The following is a 20788-nucleotide window of genomic DNA, read 5'->3' as shown; positions in this document are numbered from 1 at the left end:
GTGTATTGATGTTGTCGTGACATCGCTCTGGCTCACGCGATGAATAGGCAAAGAAAAAGCCCGCGGAGTCAGCGACTTCGCGGGCTTTGTTGTCAGTTTGATTCAGGATCAGACTTCGTTCTTGCGTGACAGCAAAATGCAGGCCAGCGTGATAACCGCTGCGGCGCAGAGGTAATAACCGACATAGGCCATGCCGTAGTTCACCTGCAGCCATGTGGCGATGTATGGTGCCAGCGAGGCGCCGAAGATGCCGGCCATGTTGAAGGTGATCGACGAGCCTGTGTAGCGCACGGTTGTCGGGAACGGTGCTGCAAGTGCAGTGCCGATCAGACCGTAGGTCATGCCCATCAGTGCCATGGCGAGAGCTGCAAAGAGGAAGATCGAGCCTTCGCCACCGCTCATTAGACCGGGCAGCAGGAACGAGAATGCGCCAATCAGCACGGTGGTCAGGATCAGGATTTCACGACGGCCGAAACGCTCTGCGAGCTTTCCAGCGAACGGAATGAAGATACCAAACACGATAGAGCCGAGGATCTGCACTTCCAGAGCGTCGAGGAACGGGATTTTCAAAACCTTGACGTTGTAGGACAGCAGGTAGGCGGTACCGATGTAGAACAGCACGAATGTTGCCAGAGCAACGAATGTGCCGAGCACCAGGCTGCGCTTGTGGTGGCGGAACAGTTCAGCAACCGGAACGGCAACGCGCTCTTCTTGATCGATCGCCTTCTGGAAGGCCGGTGTTTCGGTGATCGACAGGCGAACCCACAGACCAACAGCAATCAAAATGATCGATGCAACGAACGGAATGCGCCAACCCCAGCTCAGCAGGGCTTCCTGCGACATGAAGTGCAGCAGAATCCAGAACACGCCGGAGGAGAGCAGCAGGCCGATTGGCGCCCCAAGCTGCGGGAACATGCCGTACCAGCTACGCTTGCCAGGAGGTGCATTTTCCGTTGCCAGAAGCACGGCACCACCCCATTCACCGCCAAGACCAAAGCCCTGACCGAAACGGCACAGCGCCAGAAGCAACGGCGCAATGATGCCAGCAGTCTCATAGGATGGCAGCAAGCCGATAATGACGGTGGAGATACCCATGGTCAGAAGTGCGGCAACAAGCGTTGTCTTACGGCCGACACGGTCGCCGTAGTGGCCGAATACAACGGCGCCCAACGGACGTGCGAAAAACGCGATGGAAAACGTGGCAAAAGAAGCCAGCAGTGCCGTCATCGGGTCATTGTTCGGGAAGAATAGCGTTGGAAACACGAGAACTGCGGCTGTCGCATAGACGTAAAAGTCGAAGAACTCGATGGTCGTGCCGACCACGCTGGCAGTAAGAACTCGTGCAGGCGAATTTGTCTTTACATCGTTCGGAGTGTCAGCGGTCGGCGATACACGGGATATCGCGTCGGTCATTGTGTTGGTTCCATTGTATCAAGCGCCGTGCGGCCTTGCGGGCACAGACACATACGCTTCAAGTGTTGAGATCGCCTTGAACGGCGAGATTGCGTTAACGCAATTTTTGCAAATATGGAATGCTGCAAGCGCAATAAAGTTTAAAATAGCATTCTTTTTCGATCATATAAGAGTTTTTATCCAGCTTTTATGGGTTTTTGCCGGCGATTTGTGGTCGGAAAAGCACGTTTGAAAGGCGAAAATAACGCCTCAATGTTGCGCTGCAAAATTTCCGGATGCTGTCGGGTTCATCCATGAGTTGTGGATAAGCCTGAATCTTAACGGTTTGAGGCTTGCCTGTTAACGATTGTCCTGAAGCGAAACACGGTCTCATTTTTGCTTTTTTTGACCCAGACATATTGCATTTAGTGCAACTCTCTGATTCTAAGGCATTAATCCGAACATTGAATGATTCATGTTTAAAAAACCGCATGGAAGGTGCGCTGGTTAACGAAAGTAAACGCTTCATTAACCTTAATGGCTCTTAAGTGGTTCAGTGGATGGTGCTGAGAGAATCAGTGCCGGAATTTGGGCGTAAGGCGGTCGTTAGTGGCGTCAGAGAAACGTTTGATGTCGGGGATTTAAATGAGCGGCAAACATATCGCTGTCCTTATGGGTGGTTTTTCATCGGAGCGGCCGGTGAGCCTGTCTTCAGGTGAGGCCTGTGCGCTTGCTCTTGAGGCCGAAGGCTACGAGGTCACTCGCGTCGATGTCGATCGTGATGTATCGGCCGTGCTGTCGCGCCTTAATCCTGATGTTGTCTTTAATGCTCTTCACGGCCCGTTCGGCGAAGACGGCACCATTCAGGGCATTCTTGAATATCTGCAAATTCCTTACACCGGTTCCGGTGTCCTTGCGTCCGCGCTTGCCATGGACAAGGGGCAGGCCAAGAAGGTTGCTGCTGCTGCTGGCGTGCCGGTAGCCGAAGCGCGCCTGATGAACCGTTTCGATTTCACCAATGAACACCCGCTGGCGCCGCCTTATGTCGTCAAGCCTGTTCGTGAAGGCTCCAGTTTCGGAGTTGTGATCGTCAAAGAGGATCAATCCCATCCTCCGCAGGTCCTGACGTCATCGGAATGGCGTTACAGCGACGCGGTGATGGTTGAACGTTATATTCCCGGCCGTGAGCTGACCTGCGGTGTCATGGGTGATCGTGCGCTCGGTGTCACCGAGGTGGTTCCGGTTGGACACAGCTTCTACGATTATGATGCAAAGTATGCAGCGGGTGGCTCGAAACATGTCATCCCTGCAGAAATTTCACCGAAAATTTACCAAAAAATACAATCATTGGCTCTTATGGCGCACCGGGCAATCGGGTGTCGTGGAGTGAGCCGGTCAGACTTTCGTTACGATGACCGTCTGTCTGAGGATGGTGAGATTATCTGGCTTGAGGTCAATACTCAGCCTGGCATGACGCCAACCTCTCTCGTGCCGGAAATGGCAGCTCATGATGGTTTAACGTTTGGTCAATTCGTCCGCTGGATGGTGGAGGACGCTTCGTGTTCGCGATGATCGGTGGCAAAAAAGCAAACAGACGCCGGGTGGAGCAGTTCGCTCCTGCCGCTGACGAGCGCATCGTGCTGCCTCGTCCGCTGCGTCGCGTCGTGCGCTTTTGTGTAAGCCTCGCAACGGGCCGCGTCAACATTCCCGCACACACAGGCACGATTTCCGCAATCGCATTTTTTGCAGCCACCGGTCTCTACGGCATGTCGCTTGGTGGCCACACGCAGACCGTTGCGCAGGCAACCACATCTGCAGCCGGTTTTGCCATCGAAGACGTCAAGGTGTCCGGCAATGCGCAGACCTCTGAAATCGATATTCTGCAACTGCTCGGCCTCGACGGTACGACCTCGCTTGTTGCTATGGATGTCAACACGGCGCGCCGCCGCCTAGCTGATCTGCCTTGGGTAGAAGATGTTGATGTGCGCAAGGTCTATCCGCGCACCATCGAAATCCGTCTCAAGGAACGTGATGCGTTCGGTATCTGGCAGCACGGTTCCGAGCTGTCGCTTATCGAAAAGAACGGCAGCGTGATTGCACCGCTGCGCGATAACAAATTTGCAGCCCTGCCGCTGTTCGTTGGTCGTGACGCTGAAACCGGCGCTGCAAGCTTCATGGAGCAGCTGGACGCCTGGCCGGAAATTCGCAGCAAGGTCAAAGCCTATGTTCGCATCTCCGGTCGTCGCTGGGACCTGCACCTGAACAACGGCATCATCATCAAGCTGCCAGAAGTCAATGTCGCCAAGGCCCTGCATTTGCTGTCGCGTCTTGATGCTGAACAGCAGGTTATGTCACGCGACATCGCAGCAATCGATTTGCGGCTTTCCGACCGCACCACCATTCAGTTGACGCAAGCCGCAACCGAGCGCCGTGAGGCCGCCGTTACGGCACGTGAAAAGGCGCTCAAGAAAGCGGGGAACATATGAGCTTTTTCGGTTCTTCCCATTTTGGACTGCCGCGCCTTAAACCGCTTTCTTCCAAGCGGTCACATGTCGTTTCCGTGCTGGATATCGGCTCGACCAAGATCGTCTGCATGATCGGTCGTCTGACGCCACGTCAGGAAACCGAAGTGTTGCCGGGTCGTACCCACAAGGTTGAGATCATCGGTATTGGCCACCAGCGTTCGCGCGGTGTGAAGTCCGGTGTCATCGCCGATCTGGATGCCGTTGAAGGCGTCGTTCGTCTGGCTGTCGATGCAGCCGAGCGTATGGCAGGCCTGACAGTCGACAGCCTGATCGTCAACGTATCGGCCGGCCGTCTGGCCAGCGACATCTATACCGCAAGCATTGATCTGGGTGGCCAGGAAGTTGAAGCGGGCGATCTGCGCAAGGTTCTCATTGCCGCCAGCCAGCAGTCGCTGCGTCAGGACCGGGCAATCCTGCACTCCCTGCCAACGGGTTATTCGCTAGATGGCGAGCGTGGCATCCGTGATCCGTTGTCGATGTATGGTGATCTTCTCGGCGTCGACATGCATGTTGTCACCGCAGAACGTTCGGCGTTGAAAAATCTCGAGCTGTGCGTCAACCGCGCTCATCTGTCGGTTGAGGGCATGGTTGCGACCCCATATGCAAGTGGTCTCGCTGCGCTGGTTGACGATGAAGTCGAACTGGGTTGCGCAGCCATCGATATGGGCGGCGGCACCACAACGATTTCTGTTTTTGCTGAAGGCCGTCTCATTCACACCGACGCGATCGGTCTTGGTGGCCACCACGTGACCACCGATCTGGCGCGCGGCCTGTCGACCCGCATCGAGGACGCCGAGCGTCTGAAGGTGGTTCACGGTTCGGCTCTGGCCAATGGTGCAGACGAACGTGACATGATTTCGATCCCGCCAATCGGTGAGGATGACCGTGACCAGCCGTCACAGGTTTCCCGCGCTCTGGTCACGCGTATCGTGCGTGCCCGTATCGAAGAAACCCTGGAACTGATCCGTGATCGTATCCAGAAGTCCGGCTTCAGCCCGATTGTCGGCAAGCGCGTGGTTCTGACCGGTGGTGCAAGCCAGCTAACCGGCCTGCCGGAGACGGCGCGCCGCATTCTGGCCCGTAACGTGCGTATTGGTCGTCCGCTTGGTGTTTCCGGTCTGCCGGTTGCAGCCAAGGGTCCGGCATTTTCGACGGCGGTTGGCCTGATGATTTATCCGCAGATCGCGGACGCGGAAGTACATGCCTCTCAAGGCGGGCTGTTTTCTCCGTTCGGCACAAGTGGCGGACGGATTGCCCGGGTAGGGCAGTGGTTGAAAGAAAGTTTTTGACCTGAACCGGCGTGGTGCCGGAGCAGGTGTGTAACGAGTTGTAATGAATCGGCCAGCGTGGCGATGCGGCCTAGACAAAGAAGGAATGTGACAATGACGATACAGCTGCATAAGCCTGATATCACCGAGTTGAAGCCTCGCATCACCGTATTCGGTGTTGGTGGCGGTGGTGGCAACGCCGTAAACAACATGATCTCGGCTGGTCTTCAGGGCGTTGATTTTGTTGTGGCTAACACGGACGCACAGGCCCTGACGATGACCAAGGCCGAACGCATCATTCAGATGGGCGTTCAGGTTACCGAAGGTCTCGGCGCTGGTTCGCAGCCGGAAGTCGGTCGCGCTGCTGCTGAAGAGTGCATCGATGAAATCGTCGATCACCTCAACGGAACACACATGTGCTTTGTTACTGCCGGTATGGGCGGTGGCACCGGTACGGGTGCTGCTCCTGTCGTCGCACAGGCTGCCCGCAACAAGGGCATTCTGACGGTTGGTGTTGTTACCAAGCCGTTCCACTTTGAAGGCCAGCGCCGTATGCGCCTTGCCGAACAGGGTATTCAGGAGCTTCAGAAGTCGGTCGACACGCTGATCGTCATTCCAAACCAGAACCTGTTTCGCATCGCCAACGACAAGACCACCTTTGCGGATGCCTTCGCAATGGCCGACCAGGTTCTCTATTCGGGCGTTGCCTGCATCACCGACCTGATGGTGAAGGAAGGTCTTATCAACCTCGACTTCGCTGACGTTCGTTCTGTCATGCGCGAAATGGGCCGCGCGATGATGGGTACGGGTGAAGCTTCCGGCGAAGGTCGCGCAATGCAGGCTGCTGAAGCCGCTATTGCCAACCCGCTGCTGGACGAAACCTCCATGAAGGGTGCACAGGGCCTGCTGATCTCCATCACCGGTGGTCGCGACATGACCCTGTTCGAAGTGGACGAAGCTGCGACCCGTATTCGCGAAGAAGTCGATCCGGATGCAAACATCATCCTCGGCGCGACCTTCGACGAAGCGCTCGAAGGCCTCATCCGCGTGTCTGTTGTTGCGACCGGTATCGACCGTGTTGCAGGCCAGAACGACCAGTACCTGGCGCAGGCCGCTGCTGCAAAGCCACTTATCCGTCCTTCGGCGGCCGTTGCTTCGGCTCCGGCCGCAGTTCAGCCTGCCCCCGTCATGCAGGCCCCTAAGGCGATTGACCCAATCGCACAGACCATCCGTACGGCTGAAGTCGAAATGGAACGCGAATTGGCTCTGGCTGCTGCTGAACAGCAGCTGCGCCAGGCACAGGCAGAAGCTGAATTCCGCCCGCAGAGCAAGCTGTTTGCTTCTGCTCCGGTTGAAGCTCCAGCACCGGCACCTGTTCGTCAGGCTCCAGTTCAGGCCGCACCTGCACCACAGGCCCACTACGCACCTGAGCCAGTTGCTGCACCACGCATGCAGCAGCCACAGGCACCTGTGCACCATGAACCAGTTGCAGCGGCACCTCGCCATGTAGAGCCGGTTCGCATGCCAAAGATCGAGGACTTTCCTCCGGTCGTGAAGGCTGAGATGGACCACCGCACTGCGCATCCGGCATCGACTGTTCCGGAAGAGCGTGGCCCGATGGGTCTGTTGAAGCGCATCACCAACTCGCTGGGACGTCGTGAAGAAGACGACAACGTTCCTTCCGAGTTGATGGACGCACCATCGCTTGCTCCACAGCAGCGCCGTCAGCTTTCCGCTGAGGCAAGTCTGTACGCACCGCGTCGTGGCCAGCTCGACAATCAGGGTCGTGTCACACCGCAGGCTGCAAGCTCGCACGAAGACGACCAGTTGGAAATTCCGGCGTTCCTGCGCCGTCAGTCGAACTGATTAGATGCGATTCTTCTGAACACCAAACCCGGACCGAAAGGCCCGGGTTTTTTGTTACAAACTGTTTCCAAATGTGAAGAAAGATGTTGATTTATCAATTTCTTAAACTTGTAACAATGCGAAAGAAACAGTGATTTGTTATGTGGCCTGACCATACGTATGTATGACTGCAAGTTGTGAGGAAAACCGTATGTTTCCTCAATTTCGAATTGGGGAGCCGAACCCCTGACGTTTTCGGTTCCTGTTAGACAAGGCACATGTGAATGAGTATCGAATTGCTTGGATTTCAAACGACTATCGCCGCTGCTGCGCAGATTTCCGGTATTGGCGTACATTCGGGCAATCCGGTTTCCATGACCTTCCATCCGGCTGAAGCCGGTACCGGCATTGTTTTCCAGCGTCATCACGACAACGGCAATATCACCGAGATCAAGGCTGTTTCCGCCAATGTCGGCAACACCGATCTCTGCACGGTGCTTGGCCGATCGCAGACACAGTCCATTGCCACCATCGAACACGTCATGGCCGCGATCTATGCGCTTGGCCTCGACAATCTGGTTGTTGAAGTTGATGGTCCCGAAGCGCCGATCATGGATGGCAGCTCGTTCCCGTTCATCGAAGCTATCGAGCAGGTTGGCATCGTCAATCTCGGCGTGAAGCGCCGTTATATCCGCGTTTTGAAGCCGGTTCGTATCGATGCCGGTTCCTCCTGGGCTGAGTTCCGTCCATACAACGGCACACGGTTCGAAGTTGAGATCGACTTTGATACGCCGCTGATCGGCCGTCAGACTTGGGCTGGTGATCTGACTGTAGAAACCTTTACCAAGGAATTGTCTCGCGCCCGTACCTTCGGTTTCATGCGTGATGTGGAGCGCCTGTGGGCGGCCGGTTATGCACTCGGTTCGTCGCTTGAGAACTCCGTTGTGATTTCCGATGACCACACTGTCATCAACATGGAAGGCCTGCGTTACGAGAAGGACGAGTTCGTTCGTCACAAGACGCTGGACGCTGTTGGCGATCTGGCACTGGCCGGTGCGCAGTTCATTGGCTGCTACCGTTCCTACCGTGGTGGCCACAAGGTCAACGCCAATGCGCTCAAGGCGCTGCTCAGCGATCCGACCGCCTATGAAATTGTCGAGGCTCCGGTTTCCCGCAGCCAGCGCGTGCGCGCAGCCGAGTTTGTCCGCGTCAATGTTGCTGACGTGTCGCCTTGGTCTGCCTGATTTCGTGATTGAAGATTTTGAAAGCCGCATCCTCTGGATGCGGCTTTTTTCTATGAAAATGCATGGCACTGTTCACATTTTCTCCGCTTGCTGGAACCAGTCGCGACTCACAAGCGATGACAGGAAAATGTGCAGCTGAGAGAATAAAACACGGCGTCTTTTGACCTGAAAAACAGGAAATATTCGTCCTCTTCAAAGTGGTACGCCATAAAAATGCGTTAATGCGTCATCATTGCGTTGCTCTACCGACGCTTTTATGGCTAGAAACGCCAGTGCAAAGCTGATGTTGATGTATTTGCGCGAAATGGGATCTGTATAATGAAGCATGTAGGGTCTGGTGCAATGAATAGAACGGTTCGGGTCGCGCTTGTATCGATGTTGCTGGCCGGGGCTGCAACGCTCGTGACCGCATGCCAGTCGGACCCAGATATCGACATCACCAAACTTGGTTTCGAAAGCGAATCGGCTGAGACACTCTACAAGCAGGGTCTCGCCAACATGAACTCCGGCAACATGACCGAAGCATCGCGCAAGTTCGAAGCGATCGACAAACAACATCCGTTTACGGAGTGGGGCCGCAAGGCTCTGGTGATGCAGACATTCGTCAGCACCCGTATGAATCGTAACGAGCAGGCCATCGCAGCTGGCAACCGTTACCTCAAGCAATATCCGCGTTCTGAAGATTCCGCTTACGTTCAGTATCTGGTCGGCCTGGCTTATTCCAAGCAGATCGTTGACGTAACGCAGGACCAGCGCGCTGCTGCCCGCACCATCGAAGCGATGTCCAAGGTGGTCAATGATTATCCGAATTCGGAATATGTCAGCGATGCGCAGGCGAAGATCCGCTTTGCACGCGACCAGCTGGCAGGCAAGGAAATGCAGGTCGGTCGTTATTACCTTGAGCGCAAGGAATATCTGGCTGCCATCAAGCGCTTCCGCGTTGTGGTCGAGACATATCCAAATACCAACCAGATCGAAGAAGCCTTGGCGCGTCTGACCGAATCCTATTATGCAATGGGTCTGACGGACGAAGCACAGACCGCCGCTGCGGTTCTGGGCAACAACTATCCGGACAGCCAATGGTATGCCGATTCGTTCAAGCTGTTGCAGTCCGGCGGACTTCAGCCACGCGAGAACAAGGGATCGTGGATTTCCAAGGCTGGCCTCAAGCTTCTTGGCGTTTGATCTGAGGGTGTAACCCATGCTCACGCAGTTATCGATCCGGGATATCGTCCTGATTGAACGGCTCGATCTTGCGTTCGAGGCGGGCCTGTCGGTGCTAACAGGTGAAACGGGCGCCGGTAAATCTATTCTTCTTGACAGTTTGTCTCTTGCACTTGGTGGGCGAGGGGACGGTGGCCTTGTGCGTCATGGTGAGGATAAGGGCCAGGTGACTGCCACCTTCGAACTGGCAAACGACCATCCGGCACGCCTTCTGTTGCGTGAAAACGGCCTTGATGATGACGGCGATCTGATTTTCCGCCGCGTACAATCCGCTGATGGCCGCACCAAGGCCTATGTCAATGATCAGGCAGTCAGCGTGCAGATGATGCGCCAGTTGGGCGTGCTGCTGGTCGAGATACACGGCCAACATGATGACCGCGCCCTTGTCGATACCGATGCGCATCGCGCACTTCTCGACGCCTTTGCAGGCTTGAGTGACGAGGCCTTGTCGCTGCAGGGACTTTACCGCAAATGGAAAGATGCCGAGCGCGGCTTGAAAGTGCACCGCGCCAAGGTGGAAGCGGCGGCCCGTGAGGCTGAATTCTTGCGATCTTCTGTCGAAGAGCTTGAAAAGCTTTCACCGCAGGACGGTGAGGAAGACGAACTGGCGGAACGCCGCGCCGTCATGCAGAAGTCTGAGCGCATCGCCGGTGATATTGCCGAAGCCAGCGAATTTTTGAATGGCAACGCGTCGCCTGTGCCGATGATTGCATCGATGATGCGTCGTCTGGAGCGCAAGAGCCACGAAGCACCCGGTCTTTTGGAAGATACGGTGCAGTTGCTGGATGCAGCGCTGGACAACCTTTCCAATGCGCAGACTGAAGTGGAAGCCGCGCTGCGCCGTACGGAATTTGATCCGCGTGAGCTGGAGCGTGTTGAAGAGCGGTTGTTTTCACTGCGTGCAGCGGGTCGCAAATATTCCGTGCCGGTGATCGAGCTGCCTGCCTTGGCCGAAAAGATGGTGGCTGACCTTGCCGAGCTTGATGCCGGTGAAGAAACCCTGGCGAAGCTTGAAGCAAATCTGCATCTGGTAAAGGCCGATTTCGATCAGGCTGCCGTTGCACTGTCGCACAAGCGGCACACTGCAGCCAGCGCATTGTCGGACGCTGTCATGGCGGAACTACCAGCCCTTAAGCTGGAACGCGCCCGTTTTACCGTTGAAGTCACGACCGATGCCGATGCGGCGACGGCCGAGGGGATCGACGTGGTTGAATTCCACGTGCAGACCAACCCCGGCACACGTCCAGGGCCGATCATGAAGGTGGCGTCGGGCGGTGAGCTTTCGCGCTTCCTGCTGGCTCTCAAGGTTGCTCTGGCAGATCGTGGTTCCGCGCCGACACTGGTGTTCGACGAAATCGATACCGGGGTGGGCGGTGCAGTTGCCGATGCAATCGGCCAGCGGCTTCGCAGATTGTCAAAGACCGTTCAGGTTCTGTCAGTGACCCATGCCCCGCAGGTGGCGGCACGTGCGGCGACGCATCTGCTGATCTCCAAGGGGCCGACTGGTGATGGCACCGAGCGGATTGCCACCAAGGTGGCAACGATGGAGCCGCAGCACCGCACCGAGGAAATCGCCCGTATGCTGGCGGGTGCCTCTGTTACGGATGAGGCGAGGGCTGCTGCAGCCCGTCTTCTGGCTGCCAAGGACTAAACAGCGACTAGCGTTATCAAACGGGCCCTACAAGGCCCGTATCTTCCTGAGCGCATCGATATTGTGACGGTGAACCTCTTCGTAATCGGCGTGATAGACAATTGCGCCGCTCGCCACTTCCGGTGCCACAAATTCTTCAAGCGTCTGCTTGTCGGCCAGTGCCAGGCCGTGCGGGCCGGTCAGGCGTTCCAGATAGGCTCGGTTGGCGTCAATCAGCTCCGGTGCATAACCGCCTTCGGCGATACGCTGCTCAAGGCCATGATTGGGAAGAATTCTGGCAATTTGCCATTGGCGCATACGCTTCAGTTCTTCGATATGGGTGGTGATATGTTCGGGCTCTGAGACATAGGTCACGGTGTCTTCAAGCGTGTCGCCCGCAAACAGGATTTTTTCGTGCGGTAGCCACAGCACATTGCCATCGGCGCTGTGAATATCGAAGTGGTGCATCTCCACGAGCCGTTTGCCGATCTGAAGGCTGAGCGTGGTCTCAAAGGTGCGTGTCGGCATGATGACCGGCGAGATCGGTGGATTGCGCTTGGCAAGCGCCTCACGGTTTTTCGCCATGGTGTCTGCGGTAAAGGCCAGCGCAATGATCTCGCAATCGGCAAACACCTCGTTTCCTGCAATATGGTCGGTGTGCCAGTGGCTGAGCACGACCGTGATTTTGCTGACATCAAGGCTTTGCAGATGGTTGCGGATGAAACGGGCGTGATCAAGCGACATATGCGTATCATAAACCAGCGCATGGCCTTCTGAGACGATGGCATAGGAGGCGGTGCCCAGCGTGTAGGCGCCGTCATCTAGCCAGTTCGGCTCCGGCGAATAAAGGCGCTTGTTCATTCGGCCATCGTAATAGGCATAGATGTCTGGATAGGGTTGCAGGATGCGCATCGTGTCCGTGCTGATGGTCATCGTCTTGCTCATGCTGAAATTACCCTTGTTAACGTGCTGTCGCGACGACGATGCCTGAGCCGATCATGACGCCGCCAGCGGTGCGATTGACCCGCCGTACGATGTGAGGTTGGCGTAACAGGCTGCGAGCCCGCACGGCAAGTGCCACATGGCCACTGATCACGACAATCTCTACCGCAATGACGATGGCTGCAAGTGCCGCAAGGTGATCCAGCGTCAGGGATGCGCCAACCACGTTGGGAAGCAGAGCCACATAAAACAGCGGCATTTTCGGGTTGCCGAGGTTTAGGGCAATACCGGCCATGAAAACCGGCAGCAGGCCACGCTGGCTGGCTGTTGGCTGCAACTGTGGAACGACAGGCTCTGCTGTCCACAGTCTGATGCCCATCCACACCAGATAGGCGGCACCAGCATAACGCAGAACGGTCATCACCATGCTCATTTCACTGGCAATGATGGAAAGGCCAAAGGCGGCCAAAGTCAAAAACATCAGAATGCCGACAACGGTGCCTGCACCATAGGCGAAACCGGATGCCGCGCCATGGGTGATGGTGCGAGCGATGATGGTCATATTGTCGGGGCCGGGACTAGCTGCAAACACAAAAAATGCGGCGGCGAAGGCGAGAAGCGTGGTAAATTCCATTGGTGTCTCCGGTTCTGTATCGATCCGGATTTTCAGGATAATCTATTCCTGTGTTTTGCAAAGCGATGGTTTTGCATGCCGAAATAATTCGCTAAAAGCGTTGCAGATTCATGCGCGAGGCATCCATGGCAAACGAACTGACCCCGGTTGATAAATTGACCGAACTTGAGGCTTCTTCCGAGCTTGCCTATCTCGCCGCAGAGCTCGCGCGGCATGATGCGCTTTATCATGGCAAGGATGCGCCGGAGATTTCCGATGCGGACTATGATGCACTCAAGCGACGTAACGATGCGATAGAGGTGGCGTTTCCAACACTGGTGCGGGCTGACAGTCCATCGAGAAAGGTCGGTTTTGCGCCACTGCCGACATTTGCGCCGATTGTGCATGCGCGGCCGATGCTGTCGCTCGACAACGTGTTTTCCGACGAAGATGTGCAGGACTTTATTGCTTCGGTTTATCGTTTTCTCGGCAGGCTGCCGGATAACTCGATTGCTTTTACCGCTGAGCCAAAGATCGACGGGCTGTCCATGTCGATCCGGTATGAAAACGGCAGGCTGAAATCGGCGGCCACCCGTGGTGACGGCACGACCGGTGAAAATGTCACTGCCAACATTCTGACCATTTCAGAAATTCCCAATACGCTTCCTGCTGGTGCACCTGATGTGGTTGAGGTGCGTGGCGAAGTTTATATGGCCAAGAGCGACTTTCTGGCGCTCAACGCCCAGATGGAGGCCGAAGGCAAACAGACCTATGTGAACCCGCGCAACACGGCGTCCGGATCACTGCGCCAGCTTGATGCGAAGGTGACTGCGGCACGCAAGTTGCGGTTCTTTGCCTACGCGCTGGGTGAGGTGTCCAATGGTGGGCAGGCGACGCGTTTGTCCGACACACAATATGGCATCGTGGAAAAATTCCGCGAGTGGAAATTCCCCGTCAATCCGCTGATGCGTCGAATCAATTCCATTGAGGAACTGCTTGAGCATTATCGTGAAATCGGCGTTGAACGCCCCAATCTCGATTATGATATCGATGGTGTGGTCTACAAGGTAGACAGTCTGGATCTGCAGGAGCGTTTGGGCTTTCGCTCACGCAGTCCACGCTGGGCAACCGCCCACAAATTCCCGGCAGAACAGGCCTTCACCATTGTCGAGGGCATCGATATCCAGGTTGGTCGCACAGGTGCGTTGACGCCGGTGGCGCGTCTGACGCCTGTAACGGTGGGTGGTGTGGTGGTGACCAACGCCACGCTGCACAACGCGGATTACATCGAAGGTATCGGCAATAGCGGCGAGCGTATTCGCCCGGTCGGGCATGATATCCGTGTCGGCGACACCGTTATCGTGCAGCGCGCCGGCGATGTCATTCCGCAGGTGCTGGACATCATCCCTGAGAAACGGGCTGCGGATGCGGCGCCTTACGAGTTTCCGCAGACCTGCCCGGTGTGCAAAAGCCACGCGGTGCGGGAACGCAATGAAAAGACTGGCAAGCTCGATTCGGTGACCCGTTGTACCGGCGGTTTCGTTTGCCGCGCGCAGGCGGTGGAGCATCTGAAACATTTCGTGTCACGCAACGCTTTCGACATTGAAGGGCTTGGCACCAAGCAGATCGATTTCTTCTTTGAAAGCGAAGACCCGATGCTGTGGATCAAAACGGCGCCTGACATTTTCACACTGAAAAAACGTCAGGAAGGGTCTCACCTGACCAAGCTAGAGAATATCGACGGTTTCGGCAAGGTCAGCGTCAAGAAGCTGTTCGATGCCATTGATGCGCGTCGTGAAATCGACCTGCACCGCCTGATCTTTGCGCTTGGCATTCGCCATGTCGGTGAAACCACGGCAAAGCTGCTAGCGCGGTCTTACGGCACTTACCAACACTTTGAAGATGCGATGAAGGCCGCGGCTTCGCTGACGGGTGAGGCTTGGGCCGAGCTCAACAGCATTGATGGTATTGGCGAGGTTGTCGCCCGTTCGATTGTCGAGTTCTATAAGGAGCCGCGCAATCTGAAGGTGATCGACGAGCTGATTGCCGAACTGCAGCCCAAGGAGGCCGAAAAGCCATCGACCGAGGGCAGTCCGGTGGCCGGCAAGACGGTGGTGTTTACCGGCTCGCTGGAGAAATTCACCCGCGATGAGGCCAAAGCCCGCGCGGAAAGCCTTGGTGCGAAGGTGGCAGGTTCGGTATCGAAAAAGACCGATATTCTGGTGGCTGGTCCCGGTGCCGGTTCCAAGCTCGCAAAGGCTGTCGAGCTTGGTATCCAGACCATGGATGAGGATGAGTGGCTGGCGCTGATTGGTGGCTGAGCGGCGGGTGCCGCTGCGACCATGTCAGTCAGGGCAGCGGTATGGTCCTCAACCGCGTAGACGCGCCATCATATAGGCATCGACATATTCGCCGTTGCGAAAGGCGTATTGTCTAAGGATGCCCTCGTGCTGAAAGCCGAATTTTTCGTAGAGATGAATTCCGGCCGTATTGTCAGTGAAGACGCTGAGTTCAATACGGCGGATATCATGCCAGTTGTCGGCAGCGTCAATCAGGGCTGATAACAGGACCGAGCCGACGCCCTTGCCAGCGAAATCATCGTGAATGCCAATGCCAAGCGAAGCTGCGTGCAGCTGCCGGCCCACCTTGCGGTGAAGGCCGGCATTGCCAATGATCCTGCCGCGCCATTCTGCCAGAACCGTGATGTCGTTAGGAGAGGCGCTTTCAATGAATTTGCGGGTTTTCTCAACGCTTTGAAATGGTTGCCGCAAGGTGCCATGGCGAACGCCGGGCAGGTTCATGATTTCGGTGATCGCAGCCGCATCATCCAGACGGGTTGCCCGTACGGTGATGTCGGAACGGTCGAAATCAGCATAGTCAAGGTTTTGGTTTTGGGCTGGCGGCATGCCTGTTCTCCTATTTTGGGACCGGAGAGCAGGTGTTTCATCAACCCTGCTCTTTTTGGCAGGGCTGGATGGATGATCGGTTTAACGCGTCAACAATCCTTTGCCCGCCGGGGTACCGGTGGTCACGATGTTGAGCATCACGATGGTTGCGTTTTTGATCATGGCGTGAAAATGCGTGGCATATGCCTTGATGTCAATGCTGTTTCCCGGAGTGGTTTCATCCGCTCCGGGAAAATCAGGGCTGAGAGGGGCCTAGCGTTACAGGGTAATCATGCCACCATCGATAATCAGTTCAGCGCCAACCGTAAAACTTGCCTCATCGGATGCCAGGAAAACAACGGCCTTGGCAATTTCTGCAACATGGCCAAATCGTCCCAGAGGGATTTGCGCGACAATCGCGTCGGCCATGGCTTTTTTACCGGCATCATCCAGTCCGAATTTTTCATGCAACGGGGTTTCAACCGGACCGGGGCTAACGGCATTGACGCGGATGCCACGGCCAAGCAGTTCACCCGACAATGTCTTGGACAGCGACAGCAGGGCTGCTTTGGTCAGCGCATAGAGGCTGGAATTTGGCATGCCGATATGGGCGTTGACCGAGGTATTAAGCACGATGGAGGCCTTGTTGCTGAAAACAGGCAGCAGCGCCTGCACCAGGAAGAACGGGCCTTTGACATTGACCGAAACCGAGCGGTCAAAGGCAGCTTCATCCCATTGATCCATGGTGCGGAATTCAGCCACGCCTGCGTTGACGAAGAGGATGTCGAGTTTGCCGAACTTTGCGGCGATCTGGTCAGCAATTTCTTTCTGTGATGCAACGTTTCCGGCATCGGCACGGATGTAAAGCACATCATCACCCAACACAGCTTTCGCCTTTTCGATGGTGGCAGGGTTGGTGCCGGTGACGGCGACGCGTGCGCCTTCGCTAATAAATTGGCGGGCCGTTTCAAGGCCGATGCCGCTGGTGCCGCCAGTGATGAGTGCTGTCTTGTTCTGCAAGCGTGTCATGATCATTTTCCTTTGTTTGGAGTGGCGTGTTTGCCTGCAGCGAATATGGCTTTTCTCAATCGTTCTGATTAGTCTGCAAGTATTTGCTCAGCTTTCCGGAAAAACCGAACAATGATGAAACTTGAAGGAATAACCGCATTTGTGGCCGTTGCAGAATCCGGGTCGATCAGCGAGGCATCGCGCCGCCTCAATCTTTCGAAATCTGTGGTGAGCGACCGGTTGTCGGAACTCGAGCGTGTTTTGGGCACGACCCTGCTGCACAGAACCACCCGCAGCCTCAGCCTGACGGAAGACGGCAGTGCCTTTTTGGAAAGGGCAGTGCGCATCGTCAATGAAGTGCGGGATGCCACGGATGACATGGCCGAGCGGCGTGGTGATCTGAAAGGCGCGCTCAGCCTGTCTGCGCCTGTGACCTTTGGTCGGCTGCATCTTGGCCCTGCGCTTTATCCATTTCTGTTGCAGAACCCGGCGCTCGAGGTCAGTCTGGATATGGATGACCGGCGTGTCGATGTGTCGTCGGCCGGATTTGATGCGGTGGTGCGGCATGGGCCGATTGTTGATTCACGATTGATGGCATGGAAGCTGGCGCCCAGCCGACGTCTGCTGGTGGCATCAACTGACTATCTGAAACAGCATGGAACACCCCATAATGCCGCTGAACTGGAGGGACATCGCGGAATTTTTTACACCAATCGTGGTGTCGCGGACTGGCGGTTTGTCGGCCCAAACGGTGCCGTCATCGTCAGGGCAAAAGTCGCACTGCGGGTCAATCATGGCGATATGATCCGCGACGCAGCGGTGGCAGGTCTTGGCATCGCGCTGTTGCCAACCTTTATTGCCGGCCCTGCCATCAGGGATGGCAGCTTGACCGTGATCGATGTCGGCATACAGGCGGAAGATGAATTTATCTACATTGCCCATCCGGAGGGACGGCGTCCGTCTGCCAAGCTGAGAGCGCTTGCTGATCATTTGCGTAAGGCGTTTGGTTCACCGCCCTATTGGGAGCCGTGATAGAGCGCGTCGGGTCTGGATCAGCCCGCCGCTTTCACGCGGCGCAACAAGCGGCCATCAATGGCGACAAGACCGGCGGCAATCATCGCCATGCCAACAAAATGTTTCATTTCCAGCTGTTCACCGAGAACCAGCGAGCCGAGCAAAATGGCGCTGACTGGAATGAGGAAGGTGACAAGCGCAAGATTGGTGGCCCCGGCGGTGGAGAGAATGCGGAAGAACAGCAGATAAGCAAGCGCGGTGGAGAGCAGGGCGATGCCGAGCAAGGCGCCCCAGGTGGCAGTACTTGGCATGGCCAGTGTCCACGGCTGATCGATCAGTAGAGCAACCGGAATCAACATCAGGGTCGACGATGAAATCTGGCCGGTTGCTGTCATCAGTGGTGCAACACCCATGGTCTTGAAACGGCGGCCGAAGATACCGGCAAAGGCGTAGGACGTGGCTGCACCCAAAATGGCAAGCTGGCCCCAAAGATTTGATCCGCTGCCGCCAAGGGCAGATGGGCCGATCATGGTGGCGACGCCAACAAAGCCGATCAGCACGCCAGCCAGTTTGTTGGGTGAGAGCTTTTCATCAATCGTCAGAAAATGCGCGACAATGACGGTAAACAACGGCGTTGTGGCGTTGAGAATGGAGGCAACGCCACTGGCAATATGGGTCTGGCCCCAGACGATCAGGCAAAAGGGGATAATGTTGTTGAGAATGCCCATGGCAAAGAAGGCGCGCCAGATGCGGCCTTCTCTTGGCAGCTTCAACCCCATGACACGGCAGACGATAAGCAGCGCAATGGCCGCCAATCCGACACGGAGTGTGACGATGGTCAACGGTGGCAGTTCCTTCACCGCAACGCCGATGAAGAAAAAGGAACCGCCCCACAGGACCGACAGGGCAATGAGCATGGCCCATTCGCTGGCGTTCATTTGCCGTTGTATCGCTGCCATTGCCGTGCCCCGACGAAATATGTGTGATGGATACTGGTGTATCGAGATTTGTGAGTCGTGCCACCCGAAACTTGCTTTTAAACAAGGCGTTTGTTGTTCTGGCCGACGGGCGGGCGTCAAGCGGTTCTATTTCAGGTGAAATTGTATTATGCGGTCCCCAAGAACCAATCGGGAATCGCCCTTTGAAGACCATCGCCATCGACTTTGAAACTGCCAATGAAGAGCGCGGCAGCGCCTGTTCTGTCGGTCTGGCATGGGTGGAAAATGGTCAGGTGGTGCGGGTCGAGGAAAGATTGATCCGTCCGCGTGAGATGCGCTTTTCATCGTTCAATATCTCCATTCACGGCATTCGGCCGGAAACGGTTGAAGATGCGCCGGAATTTCCGGAGGTGATGGACGAGTTTATCGATGATTTTCAGGGTGCGACGATGATTGCCCATAATGCGGCCTTCGACTTTAGCGTGCTGCGCGCCTGCTTCGACAAGTACCGGCAGAGCTATCCGACGTTTTCCTATCTGTGCAGCGTGAAAATGTCCCAGAAGATCTGGCCGCAATTGCCCTCACATAAACTCAACATCATCGCCGGGCACCTGGGCCTGCGCTTTGTGCACCACAATGCCGCCGAAGACGCTCTGGTGTGTGCCTCTGCGGCCATCGAAATGGCCAAATCGATCGAAGTGCCAGAGATCAGGGATATTCCCGGCAAGATCGGCATGGTGGCTGGTAAGGTCCATTCCGGCGGTTATGAGCCCTGCACCATGCGGCGGCGTTAAAACGCACGCCTTTCAACTTGCCATCCTTCACCGTGATCCTATCTTTGGGATATCAAATGGAGGCTGGAATGGCATTATCCCTGTTACGGAAACTGATGGTTGGCGTGCTTGTTGCGGTTCCGGTCACCGCTGCGCATGCGCAGGTGGTTGGTGAAGTCGGCGTCGACTGGATTGGCAACGACATTATCGTTGAGGCGGTAGCCGATCCGGAAGTGAAGGGCGTGACCTGCCACGTCACCTATTTTGAGCGTGGTGTCATTGACCGGCTGAAAAACGGCAACTGGTTTGAAGACCCGTCCAACAATGCCATTTCCTGCAACCAGACCGGGCCGGTCGAGATCGGTGATATCGATCTTTCCAAGGATGGTGAGGAAGTGTTCCGTCAGGGCATGTCGCTGGTGTGGAAGAAGCTTTTGGTGACCCGCATTTACGACAAGCAGAATGATACGTTGATCTATCTGGTGCACACCCGCGAATTGACCGATGGTTCGGCCAAGATGGCAATTTCAACCGTGCCGCTCTACGGGCAGAACCCGACATGGAAAAACGGCAAGCCGTAAGGCCTGCCGTTTCGAAAATCTCAGTAATGTAAAGTCTTAAGCGGCTTCGCGGGACAGTTCTTCCGCGATGACCGTATCGAGGTTGAGGAAGCAGACCATGCTCTTCTCAAGCGCGACGATGCCGTGCGAGAAGCTGCGCTGGGTCTCAGGAATGATTTCCGGTGTCGGCTGCAGGTCTTCCGAACGGATGGTCATCATGTCGGAAACCTGTTCCACCAGCAGACCAACCAGCTTGCCGCCGATATCGGTGACGATGATGGCAGAGCGTTCCGAAGGTTCGGTCATTTTCATACCGAGGCGGCAGGCCATGTCGATGACAGGAATAACGGCGCCACGCAGGTTGATAAGACCGAGAACGTAAGGAGGCGTGTGCGGCATAGGCGTAACCGGTGCCCAGCCACGAATTTCACGGATTGCCATGATGTCGATGCAGAATTCCTGATCGCCAAGATGGAAGGAAACGATTTCGAGATGAGAACCCGATTGCTTGATTGCATTCGTCATGGTCTGAATTCTTCCTGGCGGTTCTGGACGCGCTAAAGTCCGGATGTTCATAATGGCAGGTAATGCGGAAGACCGGCTTTTTGGAAAACCCGGCAGACGTCATGTCGCTATCTTGGAAGACCGCATGACGATCATGCACTGTAACCGTTTAACCTTTTACTAACGGCGCCTTTTCTCAGGCTTTCAGTTTTTGGTCCTGTTGTTGGTGAGGGGCATCGATGTTATCATCAAGGCATGTCGACGTTACTGCGAAACACAAATCACATGCTGCTGATGGCTGTGGCCATCTTGAGCTTTCTGGGTGTCAGCCTGCTGGCATTTCAGGGCTGGATGACGCATGGCGTCGATATTTTCCTCACCCTGTCGCAGACAGGTCTTTCCTGGTGCCTTTGACCTGACGAC

The 20788-nt window shown here is 55.9% G+C and carries 19 protein-coding genes; 12 read left to right on the top strand and 7 right to left on the bottom strand.

What is annotated here, in order from left to right:
* Positions 1–108: 108 nt before the first annotated feature.
* Positions 109–1413, bottom strand: a complete 1305-nt coding sequence (locus HGO37_RS01670) for an MFS transporter (RefSeq protein WP_250981873.1) — start codon at positions 1411–1413, stop codon at positions 109–111.
* 624 nt (positions 1414–2037) lie between these two features.
* Here HGO37_RS01670 and HGO37_RS01665 point away from each other — a divergent pair.
* The 7 genes from HGO37_RS01665 (at position 2038) to recN (ending at position 11149) form a co-directional block, all read left to right on the top strand.
* Positions 2038–2964, top strand: coding sequence for a D-alanine--D-alanine ligase (locus HGO37_RS01665; protein ID WP_192488518.1), 927 nt, complete (start codon positions 2038–2040; stop codon positions 2962–2964).
* Positions 2961–3878, top strand: a complete 918-nt coding sequence (locus HGO37_RS01660) for a cell division protein FtsQ/DivIB (RefSeq protein ID WP_250982384.1) — start codon at positions 2961–2963, stop codon at positions 3876–3878. The genes HGO37_RS01665 and HGO37_RS01660 overlap by 4 nt, the downstream gene beginning before the upstream one ends.
* Positions 3875–5206 carry a cell division protein FtsA gene (gene ftsA, locus HGO37_RS01655; protein WP_192488519.1) on the top strand — a complete coding sequence of 444 codons (1332 nt, stop codon included), beginning with the start codon at positions 3875–3877 and terminating at the stop codon, positions 5204–5206. Before HGO37_RS01660 ends, ftsA begins: the two co-directional genes overlap by 4 nt.
* A gap of 93 nt (positions 5207–5299) precedes the next feature.
* On the top strand, positions 5300–7051 hold the full coding sequence (gene ftsZ / locus HGO37_RS01650; protein ID WP_250981872.1) for a cell division protein FtsZ: 1752 nt from the start codon (positions 5300–5302) through the stop codon (positions 7049–7051).
* Positions 7052–7314: 263 nt separating this feature from the next.
* Positions 7315–8274 (top strand): UDP-3-O-acyl-N-acetylglucosamine deacetylase, encoded by a 960-nt coding sequence (gene lpxC / locus HGO37_RS01645; protein ID WP_250981871.1) that lies wholly within the window; start codon positions 7315–7317, stop codon positions 8272–8274.
* A gap of 318 nt (positions 8275–8592) precedes the next feature.
* Positions 8593–9459, top strand: coding sequence for an outer membrane protein assembly factor BamD (locus HGO37_RS01640; protein ID WP_192488522.1), 867 nt, complete (start codon positions 8593–8595; stop codon positions 9457–9459).
* Positions 9460–9475: 16 nt separating this feature from the next.
* The gene (gene recN / locus HGO37_RS01635; RefSeq protein ID WP_250981870.1) at positions 9476–11149 is read left to right on the top strand and encodes a DNA repair protein RecN; all 1674 of its coding nucleotides are present in this window, start codon (positions 9476–9478) and stop codon (positions 11147–11149) included.
* Positions 11150–11176: 27 nt separating this feature from the next.
* On the opposite strand, the gene HGO37_RS01630 is transcribed toward recN, so the two are convergent.
* Positions 11177–12073, bottom strand: a complete 897-nt coding sequence (locus HGO37_RS01630; protein ID WP_250981869.1) for an MBL fold metallo-hydrolase — start codon at positions 12071–12073, stop codon at positions 11177–11179.
* A 16-nt stretch (positions 12074–12089) separates the two neighbouring features.
* Positions 12090–12704, bottom strand: coding sequence for a LysE family translocator (locus tag HGO37_RS01625; protein ID WP_250981868.1), 615 nt, complete (start codon positions 12702–12704; stop codon positions 12090–12092).
* A gap of 125 nt (positions 12705–12829) precedes the next feature.
* On the opposite strand from HGO37_RS01625, the gene ligA reads away from it, so the two are divergent.
* Positions 12830–15004 (top strand): NAD-dependent DNA ligase LigA, encoded by a 2175-nt coding sequence (gene ligA / locus HGO37_RS01620; protein WP_250981867.1) that lies wholly within the window; start codon positions 12830–12832, stop codon positions 15002–15004.
* A 48-nt stretch (positions 15005–15052) separates the two neighbouring features.
* Here the strand turns inward: ligA and HGO37_RS01615 are convergent, their stop codons facing one another.
* On the bottom strand, positions 15053–15589 hold the full coding sequence (locus HGO37_RS01615; protein ID WP_250981866.1) for a GNAT family N-acetyltransferase: 537 nt from the start codon (positions 15587–15589) through the stop codon (positions 15053–15055).
* A gap of 258 nt (positions 15590–15847) precedes the next feature.
* A complete protein-coding gene (locus tag HGO37_RS01610) occupies positions 15848–16597 on the bottom strand; it encodes an SDR family oxidoreductase (RefSeq protein ID WP_250981865.1) in 750 nt (249 codons plus the stop codon).
* A gap of 111 nt (positions 16598–16708) precedes the next feature.
* Here HGO37_RS01610 and HGO37_RS01605 point away from each other — a divergent pair, with 111 nt between their 5' ends.
* Complete coding sequence (locus HGO37_RS01605) at positions 16709–17608, top strand: LysR family transcriptional regulator (RefSeq protein WP_250981864.1); 900 nt, start codon at positions 16709–16711, stop codon at positions 17606–17608.
* A gap of 20 nt (positions 17609–17628) precedes the next feature.
* Here HGO37_RS01605 and HGO37_RS01600 read toward each other — a convergent pair whose 3' ends face one another.
* Entirely contained in the window at positions 17629–18549 is a 921-nt protein-coding gene (locus tag HGO37_RS01600; protein ID WP_250981863.1) for a DMT family transporter, read from the bottom strand.
* A 182-nt stretch (positions 18550–18731) separates the two neighbouring features.
* Here HGO37_RS01600 and HGO37_RS01595 point away from each other — a divergent pair, with 182 nt between their 5' ends.
* Both HGO37_RS01595 and HGO37_RS01590 read left to right on the top strand, forming a co-directional pair.
* Positions 18732–19322 (top strand): 3'-5' exonuclease, encoded by a 591-nt coding sequence (locus tag HGO37_RS01595; protein WP_250982383.1) that lies wholly within the window; start codon positions 18732–18734, stop codon positions 19320–19322.
* A gap of 68 nt (positions 19323–19390) precedes the next feature.
* Positions 19391–19882, top strand: a complete 492-nt coding sequence (locus tag HGO37_RS01590; RefSeq protein WP_250981862.1) for a CreA family protein — start codon at positions 19391–19393, stop codon at positions 19880–19882.
* Between the two features lie 36 nt (positions 19883–19918).
* Here HGO37_RS01590 and HGO37_RS01585 read toward each other — a convergent pair whose 3' ends face one another.
* The gene (locus HGO37_RS01585; RefSeq protein WP_192488531.1) at positions 19919–20386 is read right to left on the bottom strand and encodes a chemotaxis protein CheW; all 468 of its coding nucleotides are present in this window, start codon (positions 20384–20386) and stop codon (positions 19919–19921) included.
* 264 nt (positions 20387–20650) lie between these two features.
* Between HGO37_RS01585 and HGO37_RS26325 the strand changes: the two genes are divergently transcribed.
* Positions 20651–20779, top strand: a complete 129-nt coding sequence (locus HGO37_RS26325; protein WP_285200437.1) for a hypothetical protein — start codon at positions 20651–20653, stop codon at positions 20777–20779.
* The last annotated feature ends 9 nt before the right edge of the window (positions 20780–20788 follow it).

It is taken from the genome of Rhizobium sp. CG4 (genome assembly GCF_023701965.1).
Taxonomy (GTDB): Bacteria; Pseudomonadota; Alphaproteobacteria; order Rhizobiales; family Rhizobiaceae; genus Agrobacterium.
This window is presented reverse-complemented; position numbering and strand designations above follow the sequence as displayed.